General features: G+C 69.7%; 19 protein-coding genes. 4 read left to right on the forward strand and 15 right to left on the reverse strand.

Features of this window, described 5'->3' with window-relative positions; translation table 11 throughout:
- Positions 1-220 precede the first annotated feature (220 nt).
- A complete protein-coding gene (locus ABR737_RS24480) occupies positions 221-2,791 on the reverse strand; it encodes an MFS transporter (protein WP_502964366.1) in 2,571 nt (856 codons plus the stop codon).
- Between the two features lie 92 nt (positions 2,792-2,883).
- A complete protein-coding gene (locus tag ABR737_RS24485; RefSeq protein WP_088802206.1) occupies positions 2,884-3,357 on the reverse strand; it encodes a MarR family winged helix-turn-helix transcriptional regulator in 474 nt (157 codons plus the stop codon).
- A gap of 361 nt (positions 3,358-3,718) precedes the next feature.
- Here ABR737_RS24485 and ABR737_RS24490 point away from each other — a divergent pair, with 361 nt between their 5' ends.
- Positions 3,719-3,937 (forward strand): hypothetical protein, encoded by a 219-nt coding sequence (locus tag ABR737_RS24490; RefSeq protein WP_350252298.1) that lies wholly within the window; start codon positions 3,719-3,721, stop codon positions 3,935-3,937.
- Positions 3,938-4,106: 169 nt separating this feature from the next.
- Here ABR737_RS24490 and ABR737_RS24495 read toward each other — a convergent pair whose 3' ends face one another.
- The 5 genes from ABR737_RS24495 to ABR737_RS24515 all read right to left on the reverse strand — a co-directional run bounded on the left by ABR737_RS24495 (position 4,107) and on the right by ABR737_RS24515 (position 6,769).
- Positions 4,107-4,397: a hypothetical protein gene (locus ABR737_RS24495; RefSeq protein ID WP_350252299.1), complete on the reverse strand. Its 291-nt coding sequence runs from the start codon at positions 4,395-4,397 to the stop codon at positions 4,107-4,109.
- A 421-nt stretch (positions 4,398-4,818) separates the two neighbouring features.
- On the reverse strand, positions 4,819-5,304 hold the full coding sequence (locus ABR737_RS24500) for a hypothetical protein (RefSeq protein ID WP_350252301.1): 486 nt from the start codon (positions 5,302-5,304) through the stop codon (positions 4,819-4,821).
- Between the two features lie 188 nt (positions 5,305-5,492).
- On the reverse strand, positions 5,493-5,882 hold the full coding sequence (locus ABR737_RS24505; RefSeq protein WP_350252303.1) for a hypothetical protein: 390 nt from the start codon (positions 5,880-5,882) through the stop codon (positions 5,493-5,495).
- A gap of 123 nt (positions 5,883-6,005) precedes the next feature.
- Positions 6,006-6,440, reverse strand: coding sequence for a hypothetical protein (locus tag ABR737_RS24510; RefSeq protein ID WP_350252304.1), 435 nt, complete (start codon positions 6,438-6,440; stop codon positions 6,006-6,008).
- Positions 6,441-6,445: 5 nt separating this feature from the next.
- Positions 6,446-6,769 carry a hypothetical protein gene (locus ABR737_RS24515; RefSeq protein ID WP_502964367.1) on the reverse strand — a complete coding sequence of 108 codons (324 nt, stop codon included), beginning with the start codon at positions 6,767-6,769 and terminating at the stop codon, positions 6,446-6,448.
- A 106-nt stretch (positions 6,770-6,875) separates the two neighbouring features.
- On the opposite strand from ABR737_RS24515, the gene ABR737_RS24520 reads away from it, so the two are divergent.
- A complete protein-coding gene (locus ABR737_RS24520) occupies positions 6,876-7,769 on the forward strand; it encodes an SMI1/KNR4 family protein (protein WP_350252308.1) in 894 nt (297 codons plus the stop codon).
- A gap of 79 nt (positions 7,770-7,848) precedes the next feature.
- On the opposite strand, the gene ABR737_RS24525 is transcribed toward ABR737_RS24520, so the two are convergent.
- The gene (locus ABR737_RS24525; RefSeq protein WP_350252310.1) at positions 7,849-8,499 is read right to left on the reverse strand and encodes a class I SAM-dependent methyltransferase; all 651 of its coding nucleotides are present in this window, start codon (positions 8,497-8,499) and stop codon (positions 7,849-7,851) included.
- Between the two features lie 140 nt (positions 8,500-8,639).
- Positions 8,640-9,983: an amidohydrolase family protein gene (locus ABR737_RS24530; protein ID WP_350252311.1), complete on the reverse strand. Its 1,344-nt coding sequence runs from the start codon at positions 9,981-9,983 to the stop codon at positions 8,640-8,642.
- Between the two features lie 52 nt (positions 9,984-10,035).
- Here ABR737_RS24530 and ABR737_RS24535 point away from each other — a divergent pair, with 52 nt between their 5' ends.
- A complete protein-coding gene (locus ABR737_RS24535) occupies positions 10,036-10,614 on the forward strand; it encodes a MarR family winged helix-turn-helix transcriptional regulator (RefSeq protein WP_350252313.1) in 579 nt (192 codons plus the stop codon).
- Between the two features lie 142 nt (positions 10,615-10,756).
- Here ABR737_RS24535 and ABR737_RS24540 read toward each other — a convergent pair whose 3' ends face one another.
- The 6 genes from ABR737_RS24540 to ABR737_RS24565 form a co-directional block, all read right to left on the reverse strand.
- The gene (locus tag ABR737_RS24540) at positions 10,757-11,230 is read right to left on the reverse strand and encodes a VOC family protein (RefSeq protein WP_350252315.1); all 474 of its coding nucleotides are present in this window, start codon (positions 11,228-11,230) and stop codon (positions 10,757-10,759) included.
- Between the two features lie 258 nt (positions 11,231-11,488).
- Positions 11,489-12,379, reverse strand: coding sequence for a hypothetical protein (locus ABR737_RS24545; RefSeq protein ID WP_350252316.1), 891 nt, complete (start codon positions 12,377-12,379; stop codon positions 11,489-11,491).
- A 188-nt stretch (positions 12,380-12,567) separates the two neighbouring features.
- Entirely contained in the window at positions 12,568-13,404 is an 837-nt protein-coding gene (locus ABR737_RS24550) for an RNA polymerase sigma factor SigF (protein ID WP_030415863.1), read from the reverse strand.
- Between the two features lie 190 nt (positions 13,405-13,594).
- Positions 13,595-14,404 carry an RNA polymerase sigma factor SigF gene (locus tag ABR737_RS24555; protein ID WP_026169670.1) on the reverse strand — a complete coding sequence of 270 codons (810 nt, stop codon included), beginning with the start codon at positions 14,402-14,404 and terminating at the stop codon, positions 13,595-13,597.
- A 223-nt stretch (positions 14,405-14,627) separates the two neighbouring features.
- Positions 14,628-14,921, reverse strand: a complete 294-nt coding sequence (locus ABR737_RS24560; RefSeq protein ID WP_350252318.1) for a Dabb family protein — start codon at positions 14,919-14,921, stop codon at positions 14,628-14,630.
- 134 nt (positions 14,922-15,055) lie between these two features.
- Positions 15,056-15,220 (reverse strand): hypothetical protein, encoded by a 165-nt coding sequence (locus ABR737_RS24565; protein WP_164993001.1) that lies wholly within the window; start codon positions 15,218-15,220, stop codon positions 15,056-15,058.
- A gap of 723 nt (positions 15,221-15,943) precedes the next feature.
- Here ABR737_RS24565 and ABR737_RS24570 point away from each other — a divergent pair.
- Positions 15,944-16,723, forward strand: a complete 780-nt coding sequence (locus ABR737_RS24570; RefSeq protein WP_350252320.1) for a DUF2127 domain-containing protein — start codon at positions 15,944-15,946, stop codon at positions 16,721-16,723.
- Positions 16,724-16,727: the final 4 nt, after the last annotated feature.

Genomic DNA, 16,727 nt, shown 5'->3' on the forward strand with positions numbered 1-16,727 from the left:
GTCCCCCCGCTCCGGCGATGCCGGGAGCGCGGGGGAGTGTCGGGCTCCGGACGGCGGCGTGCAGGCCGTCCCCTGCCTGTGCGCAGCGCCGCCGCCGGAGCCCCGGGGCCGGGCCGGGACGCGCCTCCGCTCAACGCGCGCCCCGGCCCGGGGTATCGCTCCCGGGGAGAATCCCCGGGCCCGGGGTGTTTCAGCCCCAGGTGTTCGTTCCCCGGGTGCTTCAGCCCTCGGGGTGGGCGAGCTCGACGTCGTAGCTGTCGACTCCACGGGCACCGACCGCAAGGCCGGTGGCGACCGGCGGGTAGCCGCTCGCGATGACCGTGTAGTCGCCGGCGTCCAGGTCGGTGAAGGCGTAGGCGCCGTCCTCCCCGGTCGTCGAGGTGGCCACGACATTGCCCGCCGCGTCCACCAGCGTGACCCGGGCGTCGGGCAGCGGCCGGGATCCGTCCGGACCGCCGGCCCGCACGATGCCCTGCACCCGCGCGCCGGACAGCAGCTCGATCTCGATCCGGGTCGTGCCCTGGCCGCCGATCTCGACCGGCAGCGCGGCCGGGCGGTGGTTCGGGGCGTTCACGGCGACGGTGAAGGTCCCGGGTGCCAGCTCGTCGAAGGCGAAGGAGCCCTCGGCGCCGGTCATTCCGGTGGCCAGCACCTCTCCGCGGACATCGGTGACGACGACCATCGCGCCCTCGACCGGCCGGCCGGTGGCCGCGCTGCGGACCTGGCCGCCGAGGCCGCTGGTGCCGCTGAGCAGGATGTCGTAGCCGTGGGGCTGGTCGCCGACGACGACCGTGGACGCCTGCGGCTGGTGGCCGTCGGCCGCGGCGATCAGCACGTACGAGCCGGCGCCGGGGGCGTCGAGGACGTACGAGCCGTTGGCCTGGGCGACCGCGCGGCCCAGCTGACGCCCGCTGAGCGAGATCAGCGTCACCGCGGAGCGCGGTACGGGGTGGCCCTCCGCATTGCGGACGAAGCCATGGACCGCGGAACCGGTCGGGAGGGCGTCACCGCCGCCGGCCGAGGCGTACGCCGCCAGCGGCTGGGTGGCGGTGGCCGTGGTCGCGGCCGGCTGCGCCCAGGAGGGCGTGTGCACGTCGTCGGGGGCCACCGACGGGGCACCCACCAGAGCGGGCTCCCGCTCCTCGCCCGCCGCCGCGGCGGCGAGGTCGGGGACGACGGCATCCGCCGCCGGAACGGTCACCGGAACGGTCGCCGGCGTGGTCGCCGGGGCGGCCGCCGGGGTGCCCGCGGCCTGGGCGCTCTCCGCGCTCTGGGACAGTCCGCCACGCGTCTTCAACGCGACCTCCTTGATGAACAGGGTGAAGAGGAAGGCGAGCAGCGCGCAGGGCGCCGCGTAGAGGAACACATCGCCGACACCGTGACCGTAGGCGCTCTCCATGACGGTTCGCAGCGGCGCCGGGAGGGAATCCAGGTCCGGGATGCCGCCGCCGCTGTTGCCGGCGCCGTGGGCGGCGGCCTTGGCGGCCTTGGGGCCGAGGTCGGCCAGGCCGTCCTTGACGTAGTGGGTGACGCGGTTGGCGAGCACCGCACCGAGGGCCGAGACGCCCACCGCACCGCCGAGCGAGCGGAAGAAGGTCACGACGGACGAGGCGGAGCCGAGGTCTTCGGGGGCCACCTGGTTCTGCGTGGCGAGCACCAGGTTCTGCATCATCATGCCGATGCCCAGGCCCATCAGGGCCATGAAGATCGCGATGTGCCAGTACTCGGTGTCGTAGCGGATGGTGCCCAGCAGCCCGAGCCCCGCGGTCACCAGCACGCCACCGGCGACCAGCCAGGCCTTCCAGCGGCCTGTCTTGGTGATGACCTGGCCCGAGACGGTCGACGAGATGAACAGTCCGCCGATCATCGGGATCGTCATGACGCCGGACATCGTCGGCGACTTGTCGCGCGCCAGCTGGAAGTACTGGCTGAAGAAGACGGTGCCGGAGAACATCGCGACACCGACGAACAGCGAGGCCACCGACGCCAGGGTGATCGTCTTGTTGCGGAACAGCCGCAACGGGATGATCGGCTCCTTGGCCTTGGTCTCGACGAAGACGAAGACCGCGCCGAGCACGATCGCGCCCCCGACCATCGCGGCGGTCTGCCACGACATCCAGTCGTACTTGTCACCGGCCAGCGTCACCCACACCAGCAGCAGCGAGACCGCCGCGCTGATGAAGAAGGCGCCCGCCCAGTCGACCTTGACGCCTTCGCGCCGGACGACGGGCAGCTTCAGGGTCTTCTGCAGCACGATCAGCGCGATGATCGCGAACGGCACGCCGACGTAGAAGCACCAGCGCCAGCCGAGCCAGTCGGTGTCGGTGATGACGCCGCCGAGCAGCGGGCCGCCGACAGTGGCGACGGCGAAGGTGGCGCCGAGGTAGCCGCTGTAACGACCCCGCTCACGCGGCGAGATCATCGCGGCCATCACGATCTGGGCCAGGGCGGACAGGCCGCCCACGCCTATGCCCTGCACCACGCGGCAGGCGATCAGCATCCCGGTGTTCTGCGACAGGCCCGCGACGACCGACCCCGCGACGTAGATGATCAGCGCGAACTGCACCAGCAGCTTCTTGCTGAACAGGTCGGAGAGCTTGCCCCACAGCGGGGTGGTCGCGGTCATCGCGAGCAGCGAGGCGGTGACGACCCAGGTGTAGGCGCTCTGTCCGCCATCGAGGTCGTGAATGATCTCGGGCAGCGCGTTGGAGACGATCGTCGACGACAGAATGGCGACGAACATGCCGAGCAGTAGCCCGGACAGCGCCTCCATGATCTGACGGTGCGTCATAGGGGCTCCGTCGGAGGCATGGTGTCCGCCTCCGTGCCTGGCGTGGCCGCCCCGCACACCGGCTGGTGTGGTCGTAGCCATGTAGTTCCTTTTCATCCTGCGGGTGTACGGGTGGTGGAGTCGTGATGCGCCCGGGGGCGGCAGTCGCCGAAGCTCGTGCGGAGCCTGGCGAGCAGTTCGGTGAGGTGTCCGACGTCGGTGTCGGTCCAGTCGTCCAGGTACCGGGCGAGCGTTGCGGTGTAGCGCTCGGCGAGCTCTTCCAGGAGCTCCGTGCCGCTCGGGGTCAGGCGCAGCAGCCGCGACCGCTTGTCCGCCGGATCGGGCTTCCGCTCGATCCAGCCGCGCTCGGCGGCATGGGCGACATGCCTGCTGGTCACCGACATGTCGATGGCAAGCAGCTCGGCGAGCTGGCTCATCCGCATCTCACCGTGCCGGTCGAGAAGGGTGAGCACCCCGGCCGAAGCGGGCGGGCACTCCTGGGGCAGCATGCGCCCCATTTCGCGCTTGACGGCACCGATGGCGCTGAGTTGCCTGGCCAGTTCCTCGTACTGACTGTGGGCGGCCACGGGCTTCTCCACCATCCCTCGCACATCGCATGCATCCACATCTTTTGTTGCTTCGGGCAACCATAAGCAAAGTTGGTTGCTGAAGGCAAACGAAATCGTCCAGGGTTGAAGTAAAGGGGCTCAAAAGTCTGCGTAGGGAATTGGTCAAACAGAGTGATGTCACGCGCAAAAGTGCAGGTGGGGCGGTAGGTGTCGGCCCCTGGCCGATACCGGTCGGTAGCGGGACACCCCCAGACGACCCGCCCGCGCCCCCGTCCACACCCCGTACCCGGCCCGACCCCGCTCCGTAGGCAGCCTCCCGAGCGCCCCATACGCGCCCCAGGGGTGCCCCTCCGCCCCCGGTTCGCTAGGGTCCTTCCCCATGGCGACCAACCCGCAGAACCAGGCCGGCGGCAACTACGACCCGGCGGGCAGCACGCAGATGTTCCGGGCCTTCGTGGACGAGGGCGGCACCCCGCAGCCCGGCAGCCGCCGCGCCCCCGCCCCGCAGCAGTCCGCCGGCCCCCGCGTGGGCGTCATCGTCGGCGTGATCATCGCCCTCCTGGTCGTCGCGGGCGCGGCCTGGCTGGCGCTGGCGTAACGAGTCTCTTCGCGGTTGCCCTCGGGCGTACGGCTGTTGTTACGCGCCCGGCTGCTTTTGCGTGCACGCCTGTCCGCACACGCACGGCTGTCCCTGCGCGCCCGGCTGTCCTTACCTGCAAGGGCCCGGCATCACGATGATGCCGGGCCCTTGATCATTCCTCCGCCGGTTACGTCACGCGCCGGTGCCCGCCCCTGCTTTCGGCGACTCGCAGCGCATCCCGCAGCGCTTCACACAGCCTGTGGACACAAAAGCGGAGTTCCCTGGCGGTCGCCTCCGCCGGCCCGTTCAGCAGCTCGGCCGTGTGCCGCAGCAGCTCCTCGCCGGTCCGGAGTTGAGCCTCTTCCATCTCGTCGGCGAGCTGGGACAGGAACCCGCCGCCCTCGCTCTCATCGGCGGAGAGGTAGCAACGCTGCCCGTCCGGCCCACTCCAGGGCGGCCGCCGCATCCCGCCACTCATGAAGCGACCGCCATCGCCCACAGGAACGCCCCCTCGCGCCGCGCCATGCCGTACGCGCACGCCTCAGCGCCGACTCTCCGCTTGTCAGCACTAACCATCCGGGACCTGCGGCAGCACCTGCAGGTCGCCGAGTACGGTACGGGCTCCGGCTTCCATCGAGCTCATCGCCCGGCTGGTGGCCCTACCGGCGAGGTGACCAGCCTCGGCATCGACGCCTACCTGACGCTCTGGCCAACCTCATCCACCACCAGCGGGCCTGGAGAGCGTCCGGTTCGACACCGCCGACGGCACGGCCGGCTTCCGCGAGCGAGCACCGTAGGACCGGCGGGTGGCGTGGTGCACTCCGCCGCTTCGGGCGGAGGCATGGACAGCTCAGGTCGCCGACGACGGGCAGCTGACGGTGCGAACTCCTGCAAGCCGACTAAATGATGGTCCTGCTCCACTCGCAACCGTCGGGGTTCCATCGGATCAGCACCTTCCCGCCATCGGGAGAAGGCGCGGCAAGAGCCTCCAGATTGACCCGGGTCAGGGCTTCCAAAGCTTCGTCAGGAAGCCCGGGAGGAACCTCGAATGTCAGTCGTCCGTCGCCTTCGTCGATGACCCTGAGGATCTCCCCCTCGTCCATAACCGGCGGAGTACTCGATCCGGGATCGCGGACCCACCCCCTCACCAGGCGACGGGCAGCCTCGAACGCGCTGTTTCCGGCTTGGGTTGCAAGCGCCTGCATGAAGGGGAGTACGGCTGCCGTGCCCACAGCAGTGATGACGACCTCGGCAAACGCAGGACCAGGGGATCCGTAGCCAAGGGTCCCGACGTCTCCGTCTCCGGGTAAGTGTCTCTGTTCCTTCTTCGTCTCGGCTTCCGCTGAGTCGAGGAATGCGGTTGGCTCGACCGGCTCTACAGTCATCTTTCCCCCCATCAGCGGGTCCTGCTTCTATCGCAGCTTAACCAGCCCGCACGATGGCGTGACCTCTCCGTTCGGTGTGCCGTCCGTCAGAGGGCCCGTCTCCTCAGTGGTCGACAGGACGGAGGAGTTCGGCATCGCCACAACCACGAGCCAAAAGGTGCACCCGGGCTGCGTTCCGAGGGACTGAGCTAGACGCAGCTGATGGGTTCACCGGACGACGGCTGGTACAAGAACCAGACCACGAAGAACTCCAGCACCACCAGTGGGACGTCGACGACGACGGCGGCAATCGCGAACTTGCCCGGCCAGCCATCGCCTACCCATGCGTCGCGCCGCCGGGCGCGCCTGGCGAGCCACCAGAACAGCACGAGCGTGAGGAGCCCGCAGGCCGGCGCACCGTAGGCGCTGAGGTGCATCTGCCAGGTCAGCGGGAGGTCCCCGCAGTGTGCCCACTCCGCGGCGAGGTGCGCGTCGTCGGCCTTGCTGTACGCGGTGAGACCGCCCACGCCGAACAGCGCGAACAGCGGGATCAGGAGGGGGGTGCGCCGGGTGCTGCTGCTGGTTGAGGTGTCCGTCATCAGTACCAATCCGGGTGGGGGTGGACGATGCGCACCCGCTGCTGTCCCTCGCCCTTCTCCACCGCCGTGAGACGGCCTTGGTCTTGCAAGCTTGCGTTCTCATCCCAGGGCCGCGTCAGGCTTTCAGCCCTCACACAGAGGCTTTCCGATATTCGCGGCTGCCTCGGTTGCTTCTTTGTGGGTCAGGGCGACGGTCAGCGCGGTCAGGGGAATCATGAAACCGGCGATGACGACGAAGAGCGTGGGGACCCAGCTCTGCCAGCCGGAAGTGGGCTGGATTCCGCGTCGGCGCCTGGCGCGCGACATCAGCAGGTAGACGAGCGTCGCCGCTATGGCCGCGAGCAGGCCGCCGTAGGAAGATGCGAAGTGTGTCCACGGCACGACCATGTAGCGGCAGGCATCCGACTGGTGGTGGATGTGGGCGCTGGACAATGCCAGCGTGGTGGCGAAGCAGGCGACAGCGGCCGCCGAGAGCAACGGCACCAGAAGGGCCACCGCCCACGAGCGCCGGGACGGGCGATGGGGCAGCGCATCGTGCTGAGTAACTGCCTCGGCCATGCGTATCAGTACCAATCCGGGTGCGGGCGGACGATGCGGATCTTTTGCTGCCGTTCGGCCTTTTCCGTTGCCGGCAGCCGGCCTTGCAGGCTCACGTGCTGGTAAGGGCCCTGGTGCTCGGTGTACTTGATTTCACCATCCGGCGTTACGGACGTGACCACGGCGGCATGATGGGTATGGCCCTGCTCGTTTTCGGCGCCGGGCCCCTGCTGCTCGTAGTAGATGATGTCGCCGGGCCTGGCCTGCGACTGCGGGACTTCTTGTCCGCCGTGCTTGAGCATGAAGTTCTGCTGGTTCTCTGCCCCGGCCCAGGACTTGGAGTAGTACATGCTGGAGTCCCACCAATCATGCTGCGAGCATGTCCATCTCGACATGTGAGGACCACAGCGATCACGGCGAACGGCCCGCCCCGGACACCGGCCCTACGGTGTGTTCATGATCGATGCGCACAGCCCCCTCGCCCGCATCATCGAACGGGTGCCGCCGCCCGCCGAAGCGGTCAACGGGCGCGGCGACTGGGCCGATGCGGAGCGGGCGTTGGGCACCCGGCTTCCGGACGACTACAAGAGGTTGGTCGAGACGTACGGCCGCGGTGACTTCTGGGGTGCGCTGTGCCTGTGCACCCCGTTCGGCGACGACAATCCGGTCCGGCTCGAAGCACATCTGGTGGAGGACTTCGGCCCGCTGCGCGAGGACTGGCCGGAGCAGTACCCCTACCCCTTCTTCCCGGAACCGGGCGGACTGCTCACCTGGGCGATGACCGATGACGGGGCGCAAGTGTGCTGGCTGACCGAGGGGCCGCCCGAGTCCTGGCCGGTGGTGATCTGGTCACGCGACAGCGACTACGAACGATTCGACTGCGGGGCTGCCGCCTTTCTCGCCGGGTGGATCAGAGGCCGCCTCAGCTCCGAACTCCTGCACCACGAGAGGGAAACCGCCCCCTGGTTCGATGCGGCGATCGAACGCGATCACGTCTACGTCCGGCTGGAGGGACCGGCGGAACCGGCGAAAGGGGAAGGAGGCCTCCTCCCCTACCCCGAGCGCCTGCGGATCCTGCGCGACGCGCTCGCCCCCACCGCGGACCGTGGTGGCTACGAATACAACGGCAAACGGCAAGACCACTTCGTCGTCACCGACACCGGCTGGCAGCTGACCTACGAGACGGCCTACGGGCATCAACTCCGGGTCGCGTTCCCGCCTGCCGAAAGCGACGCGGCCCGCCGCGCCGTCCTCGCCGCCATCGACCGCATGGGGTGCGCCGTACAGTCCGTCGGCACCGTCCACGGCACGTCATCCTGGGACCCTTCTCCTGACCCGTCAGCCGCGTGACCCACGCGGCGAGCCGCTTCCGCCGGTGACCCACGCGCCACGCCGGAAACGGCCCCCGCCTACTGAACTTACGAAAAGATCAGTAGGCCTTGCGGGCGAGGAGGTGAACCTCCTGGAACTGCCGACGGTCGGTGGGCTGAGGCTCGCGCACCATCCGGGCCACCTCGGCCAGCCCGGACGTGCGGAGCAACGCGGCAAGGTGATCGGGCGACCACCGATAGGCGGGCGCGACGGTGTGATCGAAGACCTGCGTCGGGTGCGACGGATCCTCGCTTGCCGAAAAGCCGAGCAGAAGGTGGCCGCCGGGTGCCAGCACGCGGTGGAACTCCGCCAGGATGGCGGGGAGTTCTTGCGGTGGGGTGTGGATGATGGACCAACGGGAGAGGACGCCGCCCAGCGCGCCGTCGGCGATGTTCAACGCGGCCATCGAGCCCACGTCGAACCGCAGTCCCGGATAGGCCTGCCGAGCCAACGTGATCATCGCGGGCGAGGTGTCCACGCCGAACGCCGTCGGCCCCAACTCGTCAAGGTAGGCGGTGATGTGGCCTGGCCCGCACCCCAGGTCCGCGACCTGACCGTCCCCGCTCGCCCGTACGGCCTCGGCGAAGGCGCCCAGGATCGCACGGTCCAGGGGGCTGTCCCGTAGTGAGTCGCGGAACAACTGCGCATAGGTGGAGGCAGCGGCGTCGTAGGCCTCGCGGGTGGCGTGGAGGGCATCGTGTTCGACCATGCGCGCGACAGTAGTTCCTGGCACCGAGGCGGGCCGGGGGGAATCACGATCGCCGGGGTAATCACGATCGCCGGGGGGATCACGATTTCCGAGGGGATCACGATCTGCCCCGGCCGGTGCGCTCGCAGGGCCTTGAGCCGCTACGAGTTCGACGCCCCGAGGCGTTCGGCTGCGCGGTGGGCCTCGGTCAGGACGCCGCCGAGGTCGTCGTACAGCAGCCGCCCGTTGCGCTTGACCGGGCGCCCGCCCACCAGGACCGTGTCGACGTTCCCGGGGTGCGCGGAGGTCACCACTGCGCCGATCGGATCGTGCGCCACCGGGGCGAGGTTGAGCGCATCGGCGCGCAGCAGGACGAGGTCGGCGCGCTTGCCGATTCCCAGCGATCCCACCTCGTCGCCCAGGCCGAGGGCCGCGGCCCCCTCCGCGGTGGCCATGCGCAGCACATCGGCCGCCTTGATCGTGGACGTTCCGGAAGCCGCCTCGTCCTCGTCGAAGTGACTGCTCATCAAGGCGGCGCGCATCTGCGAGAACATATCGCCCGGCGCCGAGGTGACCGCGTCCGCGCCCAGCCCCGTGGTGATGCCCGCCCGGCGCAGCCGCCCCGCCATCGGCGCGCCGAACCGCATCGAGGCCTCGATCGCCGGCGTGATGGCCACCGCCCCGCCGGATTCGGCGATCAGCCGCAGCTCGGAGTCGGGCAGCGAGTTGCCGTGTACGTACAGGGTGCCGGCGGTGAGCAGCCCCTGTTCCTGAAGGGCGGCGATCGGCCGCTGCGCCACCGGTCCGGCCTGCACATGGACGGCGACGGGCAGGTCCAGCTCGCGGGCGAGCAGCCAGTCCTCGCGCACGGCCTCCGGGGGAGTGAAGGAGGGGCCGACTGGGGCCAGGGCCATGGTGACCCGCGCGTCGCGCGACGGGAAGTGGTCGGTGCGGGCCTTGCGCACCCAGTCGGCCTGGCGGGCGGCCTCGTCGAAGACGGGGTAGCCGTAGCCGAAGACGGCACGGATCCCCGCTTCCGCCAGCGCCTCGACGGCAGCCGCGGTGTGCTCCGGGGTGTGCTGGACGTGGGAGAAGTCCTGGACGGTGGTGACCCCGGAGTCCAGGCACTCCAGCGCGCCGAGGAGGTTGCCGGTGTACACCTCGGCGGGGGTGAAGCGGGCGCCGAGGTCACCGAGAATCCGGTGGAGGTAATGGTCAAGGCTCTCGTCGACCGCGGCGGACCGCAGCACCCCCTGCCACAGATGCCGGTGGGTGTCGACGAAGCCGGGCAGCACGACCATCGTGCGGGCGTCGATCACCTCCAGGCCGGCATCGGTGTCGTCCACCGGCAGACCGGGGCCCACGGCGGCGATCCGGCCGTCCTCGACCAGGACATCGGTGTGCGGGCGGGCGATGGGGTGGGGGGCGGTGTCGATGACCAGGCCACCGCGCAACAGCAGGCGCGGGGTGTGGCGGCGCTCGTTTCCCTGACGCTCGATTCCCATGGCACGTCTCCCTCTACACGTTCGGAGGAAAGCTTTATAGAAAGCTATCACGATGTCGATCTACTATCCTGCCGAGGTGACCGCAGGATCCGGGCCGCGCCCCGACCCCGTCGATGCGCTGCTGAGCGCCTGGCGCACCGAGCTGCCGGATGTGCTGCGCCCGACGACGGAGCTGTCGAAGCGGATAACTCAGCTCGCGGGCGCGCTGGACGCGGCCACCCGCGGTGTACTGCCCGAACTCGGTCTGACGATCGCTGAGTTCGACGTCCTGGTGGCCCTGCGCAGGGCCGGTGAGCCGTACCGTTTGAAGCCGAACGAGCTGGTCCGCGCCCTGCTGCTGTCCTCCGGCGGCATCAGCAACGTCGTCAACCACCTGGCCGGCCGCGGACTCGTCCTCCGCGAACCCTCACCGGACGACGGCCGGAGCACCATGATCCGGCTGACCCGGGACGGGGTGCGCACCGCCGAGCGCGCCGTCCGCGCCCATGCCGACGCCCATGAGGCGGTCTTCGCCGAGGCGTCCCCTACGGCAGTGGATGCGGCCGCCCGGGCGCTGCGCGAGGTGGGCGTGGGCCGCAGCCCCGCACCGCCGCGGCCGCTACGGACGGGGCGCCATCGCAGCCGGTCGTGAGACGGCCGTGGCCGGGGCAGGGGTGGTCCGCCGGGACTGGTGGTGGTCCTCCAGGCCTGATCGCTTGTGCCTGGCGCCCCGCTTACGTGCGGCGCCCCGTTTACGCCCTTACGCCCGTACGTCCTTACGCCCGGCGCCCGGCCTACGCCTGATCCGCCGCTGCCTGGAGGGCGGCGATATCGATCTTCTTCATGCCGAGCATGGCCTTCATGGCGCGGGTCGCGCGCTCCTGGTCCGGGTCGTTCAGCAGCTCCGCCATGCCGTCGGGCGCGACCTGCCAGGACAGGCCGTACTTGTCCTTCAGCCAGCCACAGGGGCCCTCCTCGCCGCCTTCGGAGAGCTTGGTCCAGTAGTAGTCGATCTCGTCCTGGTCGGCGCAGACGATCATCAGGGAGATCGCCTCGTTGAAGGTGAACACGGGGCCGCCGTTGATCGCGATGTACTGCTGGCCGTCGAGCTCGAACTCGACCGTCAGTACGGTCCCCGCAGGGCCCGGACCTGCCTCGTTGTAATAGGTGACGTTGTTGATCTTCGAGTTCGGGAACACCGAGCAGTAGAACTCCGCGGCTTCCTTGCCCTGGGTGTCGAACCAGAGGTTGGGGGTGATCTGGGGCATGGTCTTCTCCCTGGGACGGGGTCGCTGCCGGTGGCTGCGTCTGTGCCTCTTTAGACGGTCCCACCGGTCGGAACTCATCGCCCTTCGGGAAGGTCTTCCGCGTCGCCCGTCAGGGGCGCTTTTCGGCCAGGTCCGAGAGTCGGCCCTGGCTTCCCCCTGAACCGGCCCTCATTTCTCCCTGAGCCGGCCCTCACGTCCACTCCGGGGCGGCCCTCACGTCCACCCCGGACCGGCCCTGACTTCCACCCGGACCGGCCCTCACTTCCACCTGAAGGTGACGTCCTTGGTGTCGAGGTGCATCCCCAGCGGCACCCGCCAGCTGTCCACGCACACCCGCCAGGTGCCGGTCTGCCTCCTGCCCACGGCGAGCGGCAGCGGGAGGGGACGGCTGGAGGTGAGGGTGGCCCAGTCGATGCCGAGGCCGCCGATGATGTGGGTGCCGAAGATGACGCTGCCGGCGATGACGGGGCGGTCGCCGTTGTTGAGGAAGTCCACGCTGACCTTCTGGCACCAGCGGACATCGGTGCCGGCGAGGGCGGGCTTGCCTACCAGGAGGCCGGCGGGAGCGCCCGGACCGGCCGGGATGGTGGGAGAAGGGGGCTCGGGGGCCGGGGTGCCGTGCGGCGGGGTGGAACCTCCGGGGGAGTTGGGTGCGCCCGGCGAGGTGGGGGACGTCGCGCCCCCGCTGTGGCTGCCGTGGCCGCTGTGTGCGCCGGAAGGCGATGCGGAGGAGCCGGAAGGGGCGCCGTATGCGCCTGCGCCGCCTTGAGCCCCTGAGCTGCCGTGCGCTCCTGCGCCGTCGGCCTCGTCACCCTTGCCTGATCCGGCGGTGAACTCCGGCACGGGACGCCCGGTACGCGCCCGACCGCTGCCACTGCCGTTGCCGCTGTCACTGCCGCCGTTCCCGCCACCGCGGTCTCCGCCGCCACCGCGGCCGTCACCGTCCGCGCGGCTTCCGTCGCCGTCCAGCGGAGTCAGCTCGACACCGCCCTCGGGCGGTACGGCCCGGCTCGGCGCGCGATCATCGGCGGGGCCTGCCGCACCCACCGCGACATAGCCCTGATCGGCCGCGCTTCCGCAACCGGTGAGCAGGGAACCCAGACACAGCACGGCCGCCGAGGTGGCGGCCACAGTCGTCGTCCGTCGCATCGGCACAGTGTTGCTGACGGAGTGTCAGGTGTACAGGGGTCGGTCGCACGGCCGTCGTCCGGCCGGACCATGGCTCTCGCGGTCGGGCGGGCGCACCTCGCGCCACGCCCCCGCCATGCCTGACTGCGTCCTTGCAACTGTCCGCCGAGCGGCGCCAAGCGTCGTGCGGCCCCTCGGCGGACCGTTCCTCAGTCGGAGATCAGGCCCTCGCGCAGCTGCGCCAGGGTGCGGGTGAGCAGCCGGGAGACGTGCATCTGGGAGATGCCGACCTCCTCGCCGATCTGGGACTGCGTCATGTTGGCGAAGAAGCGCAGCATGATGATCTGGCGCTCGCGGGCCGGGAGTTTGGCCAGCAGGGGCTTGAGCGATTCGCGGTACTCCACGCCTTCCAGGGCGGAGTCCTCGTAGCCGAGGCGGTCCGCGAGGGAGCCCTCGCCGCCGTCGTCCTCGGGAGAGGGGGAGTCGAGCGAGGAGGCGGTGTACGCATTGCCGACGGCCAGGCCGTCGACGACGTCCTCCTCCGACACCCCCAGGCACAGGGCCAGTTCGGGGACGGTCGGGGAGCGGTCCAGCTTCTGGGAGAGCTCGTCGCTGGCCTTGGTGAGGGCGAGCCGGAGCTCCTGGAGCCGGCGCGGGACGCGTACCGACCACGACGTGTCACGGAAGAAGCGCTTGATCTCGCCAACGACGGTCGGCATCGCGAACGTCGGGAATTCCACGCCGCGTTCGCAATCGAAACGGTCGATCGCCTTGATCAGGCCGATGGTGCCGACCTGGACGATGTCCTCCATCGGCTCGTTGCGACTGCGGAAGCGAGCGGCCGCATAGCGGACGAGCGGGAGGTTCAGCTCGATGAGCGTGTCACGGACGTAGGTGCGTTCCGCGCAGTCCTTGTCGAGCGAGGCCAGCCGCAGGAACAGGGAGCGGGAGAGCGTGCGGGTGTTGATGGCGTCGTCGTCATGCACGTGTGGTGCGGGCGCGGGAATCGCGGCAAGCACCTTCGAGCTGCCCAGTTCTACGGACATGCCACCCCCTTGAGGTCGCGGTCGGGTCGCTGTGGCGTCCTCGGGCCGGGGCGGACCGAGGAGTGATACCTCCACCTGAATACCGGAGGCAGCGCTACGGCAAACGCGGTTCCTGCAGAATGTCACATGTCGGCAACACGCTGTAGCGCCTTGTCGACATATCTGTGCAGGATCGGGTCGCTCGTCCCGGCTACGCGTCGATCCTGTTTGCGGATCGCAGTCGGGCGAAGCTCCGCGACAGTAGCCGCGAGACATGCATCTGCGACACCCCTAGCTCCGCACTGATCTGTGACTGCGTCAGATTGCTGTAGTAACGCAGCAGAAGGATCCGCTGCTCGCGTTCGGGCAGCTGGACGAGAAGGTGCCGTACGAGGTCGCGGTGCTCGACGCCGGCCAGCTCCGGGTCCTCGTACCCGAGGCGGTCCAGCAGGCCGGGCAGGCCGTCGCCCTCCTGGGCGGCCTCCAGCGAGGTGGCGTGATACGAGCGGCCCGCCTCCAGGCAGGCCAGCACCTCGTCCTCGCCGATCTTGAGCCGTTCGGCGATCTCGGCGGTGGTGGGCGAGCGGCCGTGCAGCACCGTCAGATCCTCGGTCGCGCCGTTGACCTGCACCCAGAGCTCATGGAGGCGGCGCGGTACATGGACCGTACGGACATTGTCTCGAAAGTAGCGTTTGATCTCGCCGACAACGGTGGGCATGGCGAAGGTGGGGAACTGGACGCCCCGGTCCGGATCGAACCGGTCGATGGCGTTGATCAGGCCGATGGTGCCGACCTGGATGACGTCCTCCATCGGCTCATTACGGCTGCGGAAGCGCGCCGCGGCATAGCGGACCAGCGGCAGGTTGGCCTCGATCAGTGCGGCCCGGACCCGGGTGTGCTCGGGGGTGCCGGGCTCGAGGTCCGTCAACTCCGCGAACAGCACCTGCGTGAGCGCCCGCGTGTCCGCGCTTCGGCTCTCGCGGGATGGAGCCTTGGGCGCAGTACGGGCCGTCACGGTCACGCCACCCTTCACAGTGCATGTATCCGGCAAAAGCGGTCATAGCATCACAAGACATGTGCACTGTGTGCAAGCACCCCATAACGCCGTGTTGAACAGAGAGTTGGGGCGGGCGTGGGGCGGTCGGGAGGCCGGTGGGCGGTGGTGGGCGCCCGGGGGTACGGCGAAGCCCCCCGCCCGGAGGGTGCGGGGGGCTCGGCGAGATGAGGTGCGGGGGTGCCGGGGCTCAGAATTCGTAGTCGGCGATCACCCAGGTGGCGAATTCGCGCCACTGCGCGGCGGCCGCCTGGTGGGCCGGGTGCTCGATATAGCGCTTGAGGGCGTCCGTGTCGGCCACGGCGGAGTTGATCGCGAAGTCGTAGGCGATCGGGCGGTCGGTGATGTTCCAGGCGCACTCCCAGAACGTCAGTTCCGGAATCTCGCCCTCCAGCGCCTCGAAGGCGCGGACGCCGGCCTGCACCCGCTCCTCGTCGCGGGAGACACCTTCATTGAGCTTGAACAGGACCAGGTGGCGGATCACTGGGGGCCTCCGTACGGCGGGCGGGGCGCAGCCGGTCCGATGGGCCGGCTGGCCGGGGCGGGGGCGCCGGCCGATCGCGGGCCGGTCCGGTGCCTCGGGCGGCTCCAGGGTCTGCCGGCCGGACCGGGCGGCCCCTATTTGATCAGCTGCGTCATGAACTCGCCGACGCCCTGAGCGGCGGACGAGATGCCCTCGAAGCCTATCTGCACCATTTCGGCGGCCCGCTGAGGGGAGGTGATGATCGTGTACAGCACGAAGACGATGACCATGTACAACGCGATCTTCTTCGCCTGCGCCATCAGTCCCGTCTCCCCTACGCAGTCCCCTACGGCAGTACCTGCACTTCCCGGCAGTCGGGCGAGTGTAACCACACGTGTTCGATCGCGGGAGTCGAGCCCACGGGTCCTCTGCAAGGGGCCGCCGGCCGCACCCCCGCACTGCGGCACTGATCCGGACTTTATGGACCAAAGGCCTACCAAAGGAGGGCTTTTGTCTGCCTGTTGGGACAGGTCCCCCGCGGCACCATGAGGGAGGTGGCCCGGGGGATCTGGCAGGAATCCACGGGCCCGGGACCAGGGCCTCGCTGCGGGGTCCGCGCCCTCACCGCCCCCTTGGCGACGGCGCGGACTCGAGGTCCGGTCCGCACCGGGGGAGCGGTCATCCCTTACGCCGCTCCCGCCCGGACAGGAGCCCCGCCTCCGAGCCACCCCTGGATGCCACGGGGGGTCCCAGGACACGGCCCGGCGGCGGGGCTCCGTCGCGCGTCTGCAACCGCACGCACAGCCCCCGCGTCTCCCACCCCGTACGAGTCGTACGAGCCGTACAGGTGGGAGACGTAGGAGCCGTACGAGGCGTACGAGGTGTACGACCCGGATGCCCGCGGACGTCATACGGCCCGGAGCGCCTGGCCGGCACGCCGCATACGGCATGCATCATGTACGCGACACAACGGAGCGCGGCAGCGCGCCGCGAGCCGCGGCGTGCCGCCGTGTGGGACGACGAAAGGAACACAGGCTCCAACGATGAAGATCGACTGGGACCGGCGTACCTGCGCGCGCCGCGGGCACATCACCTACCTCCCGCACGAGGAATACCTCCGGAACAAACTGCGCGCACAGACCGCTCTCGGCGAGGCCTGGCGCTGTCTGCGCTGCGGCGACTTCGCCCTCGGCGACCCGCACGGCTCCGGGCCTGCCGCCGATGCCCCGCTGGTCCCGCGGGGCAAGGTGCTGCGGGATCTGTTCATCCTGCGGTTCCTGGCCGTCGAGCGTGCGGTGCGCGGCGTGTTCATCGTGCTGGCCGCGGTCGGCGTATGGCAGTTCAGCAACCGCAAGGATGCCGTCCGCCGGTTCTTCGACGAGTACATCGCCGTGCTCCGCCCGGTGGCCCGGCACTTCCACTACGACCTGGACCACTCACCGGTCGTCGGCACCATCCAGAAGACCTTCGGCTACCGCCACTCCACCTTGATGCTGGTGGCCGCGCTGCTGCTGCTGTACGCCCTGGTGGAGATCGTCGAGGGCGTCGGCCTGTGGCGCGCCAAGCGGTGGGCGGAGTACCTGACGGTGGTGGCGACGGCGGCCTTCCTGCCGCTGGAGATCTACGAGCTGACCGAGAAGGTCAGCTGGCTCAAGATCGCCACGCTGGTGATCAACATCCTGGCGGTGCTCTACATCCTGCTCACCAAGCGGCTCTTCGGGCTGCGCGGCGGCCGTGCGGCCTTCGACGAGGAGCGGCACAGCGCCTCTCTTCTGGAGGTCGAGACTTCCGCCGGGGTGTCCGTCACCGCCCATAATGGCTGAACGC

Source organism: Streptomyces sp. Edi2, assembly GCF_040253635.1.
Lineage (GTDB): Bacteria > Actinomycetota > Actinomycetes > Streptomycetales > Streptomycetaceae > Streptomyces.

Bases quoted from the DNA above. Each gene is read 5' to 3' on its own strand.
- ABR737_RS24480 (WP_502964366.1), bottom strand. From the start codon at position 2,791: ATGACGCACCGTCAGATCATGGAGGCGCTGTCCGGGCTACTGCTCGGC.
- ABR737_RS24490 (WP_350252298.1), top strand. From the start codon at position 3,719: ATGGCGACCAACCCGCAGAACCAGGCCGGCGGCAACTACGACCCGGCG.
- ABR737_RS24495 (WP_350252299.1), bottom strand. From the start codon at position 4,397: ATGAGTGGCGGGATGCGGCGGCCGCCCTGGAGTGGGCCGGACGGGCAG.
- ABR737_RS24500 (WP_350252301.1), bottom strand. From the start codon at position 5,304: ATGACTGTAGAGCCGGTCGAGCCAACCGCATTCCTCGACTCAGCGGAA.
- ABR737_RS24505 (WP_350252303.1), bottom strand. From the start codon at position 5,882: ATGACGGACACCTCAACCAGCAGCAGCACCCGGCGCACCCCCCTCCTG.
- ABR737_RS24510 (WP_350252304.1), bottom strand. From the start codon at position 6,440: ATGGCCGAGGCAGTTACTCAGCACGATGCGCTGCCCCATCGCCCGTCC.
- ABR737_RS24515 (WP_502964367.1), bottom strand. From the start codon at position 6,769: ATGTACTACTCCAAGTCCTGGGCCGGGGCAGAGAACCAGCAGAACTTC.
- ABR737_RS24520 (WP_350252308.1), top strand. From the start codon at position 6,876: ATGATCGATGCGCACAGCCCCCTCGCCCGCATCATCGAACGGGTGCCG.
- ABR737_RS24525 (WP_350252310.1), bottom strand. From the start codon at position 8,499: ATGGTCGAACACGATGCCCTCCACGCCACCCGCGAGGCCTACGACGCC.
- ABR737_RS24530 (WP_350252311.1), bottom strand. From the start codon at position 9,983: ATGGGAATCGAGCGTCAGGGAAACGAGCGCCGCCACACCCCGCGCCTG.
- ABR737_RS24535 (WP_350252313.1), top strand. From the start codon at position 10,036: ATGTCGATCTACTATCCTGCCGAGGTGACCGCAGGATCCGGGCCGCGC.
- ABR737_RS24540 (WP_350252315.1), bottom strand. From the start codon at position 11,230: ATGCCCCAGATCACCCCCAACCTCTGGTTCGACACCCAGGGCAAGGAA.
- ABR737_RS24545 (WP_350252316.1), bottom strand. From the start codon at position 12,379: ATGCGACGGACGACGACTGTGGCCGCCACCTCGGCGGCCGTGCTGTGT.
- ABR737_RS24550 (WP_030415863.1), bottom strand. From the start codon at position 13,404: ATGTCCGTAGAACTGGGCAGCTCGAAGGTGCTTGCCGCGATTCCCGCG.
- ABR737_RS24565 (WP_164993001.1), bottom strand. From the start codon at position 15,220: ATGGCGCAGGCGAAGAAGATCGCGTTGTACATGGTCATCGTCTTCGTG.
- ABR737_RS24570 (WP_350252320.1), top strand. From the start codon at position 15,944: ATGAAGATCGACTGGGACCGGCGTACCTGCGCGCGCCGCGGGCACATC.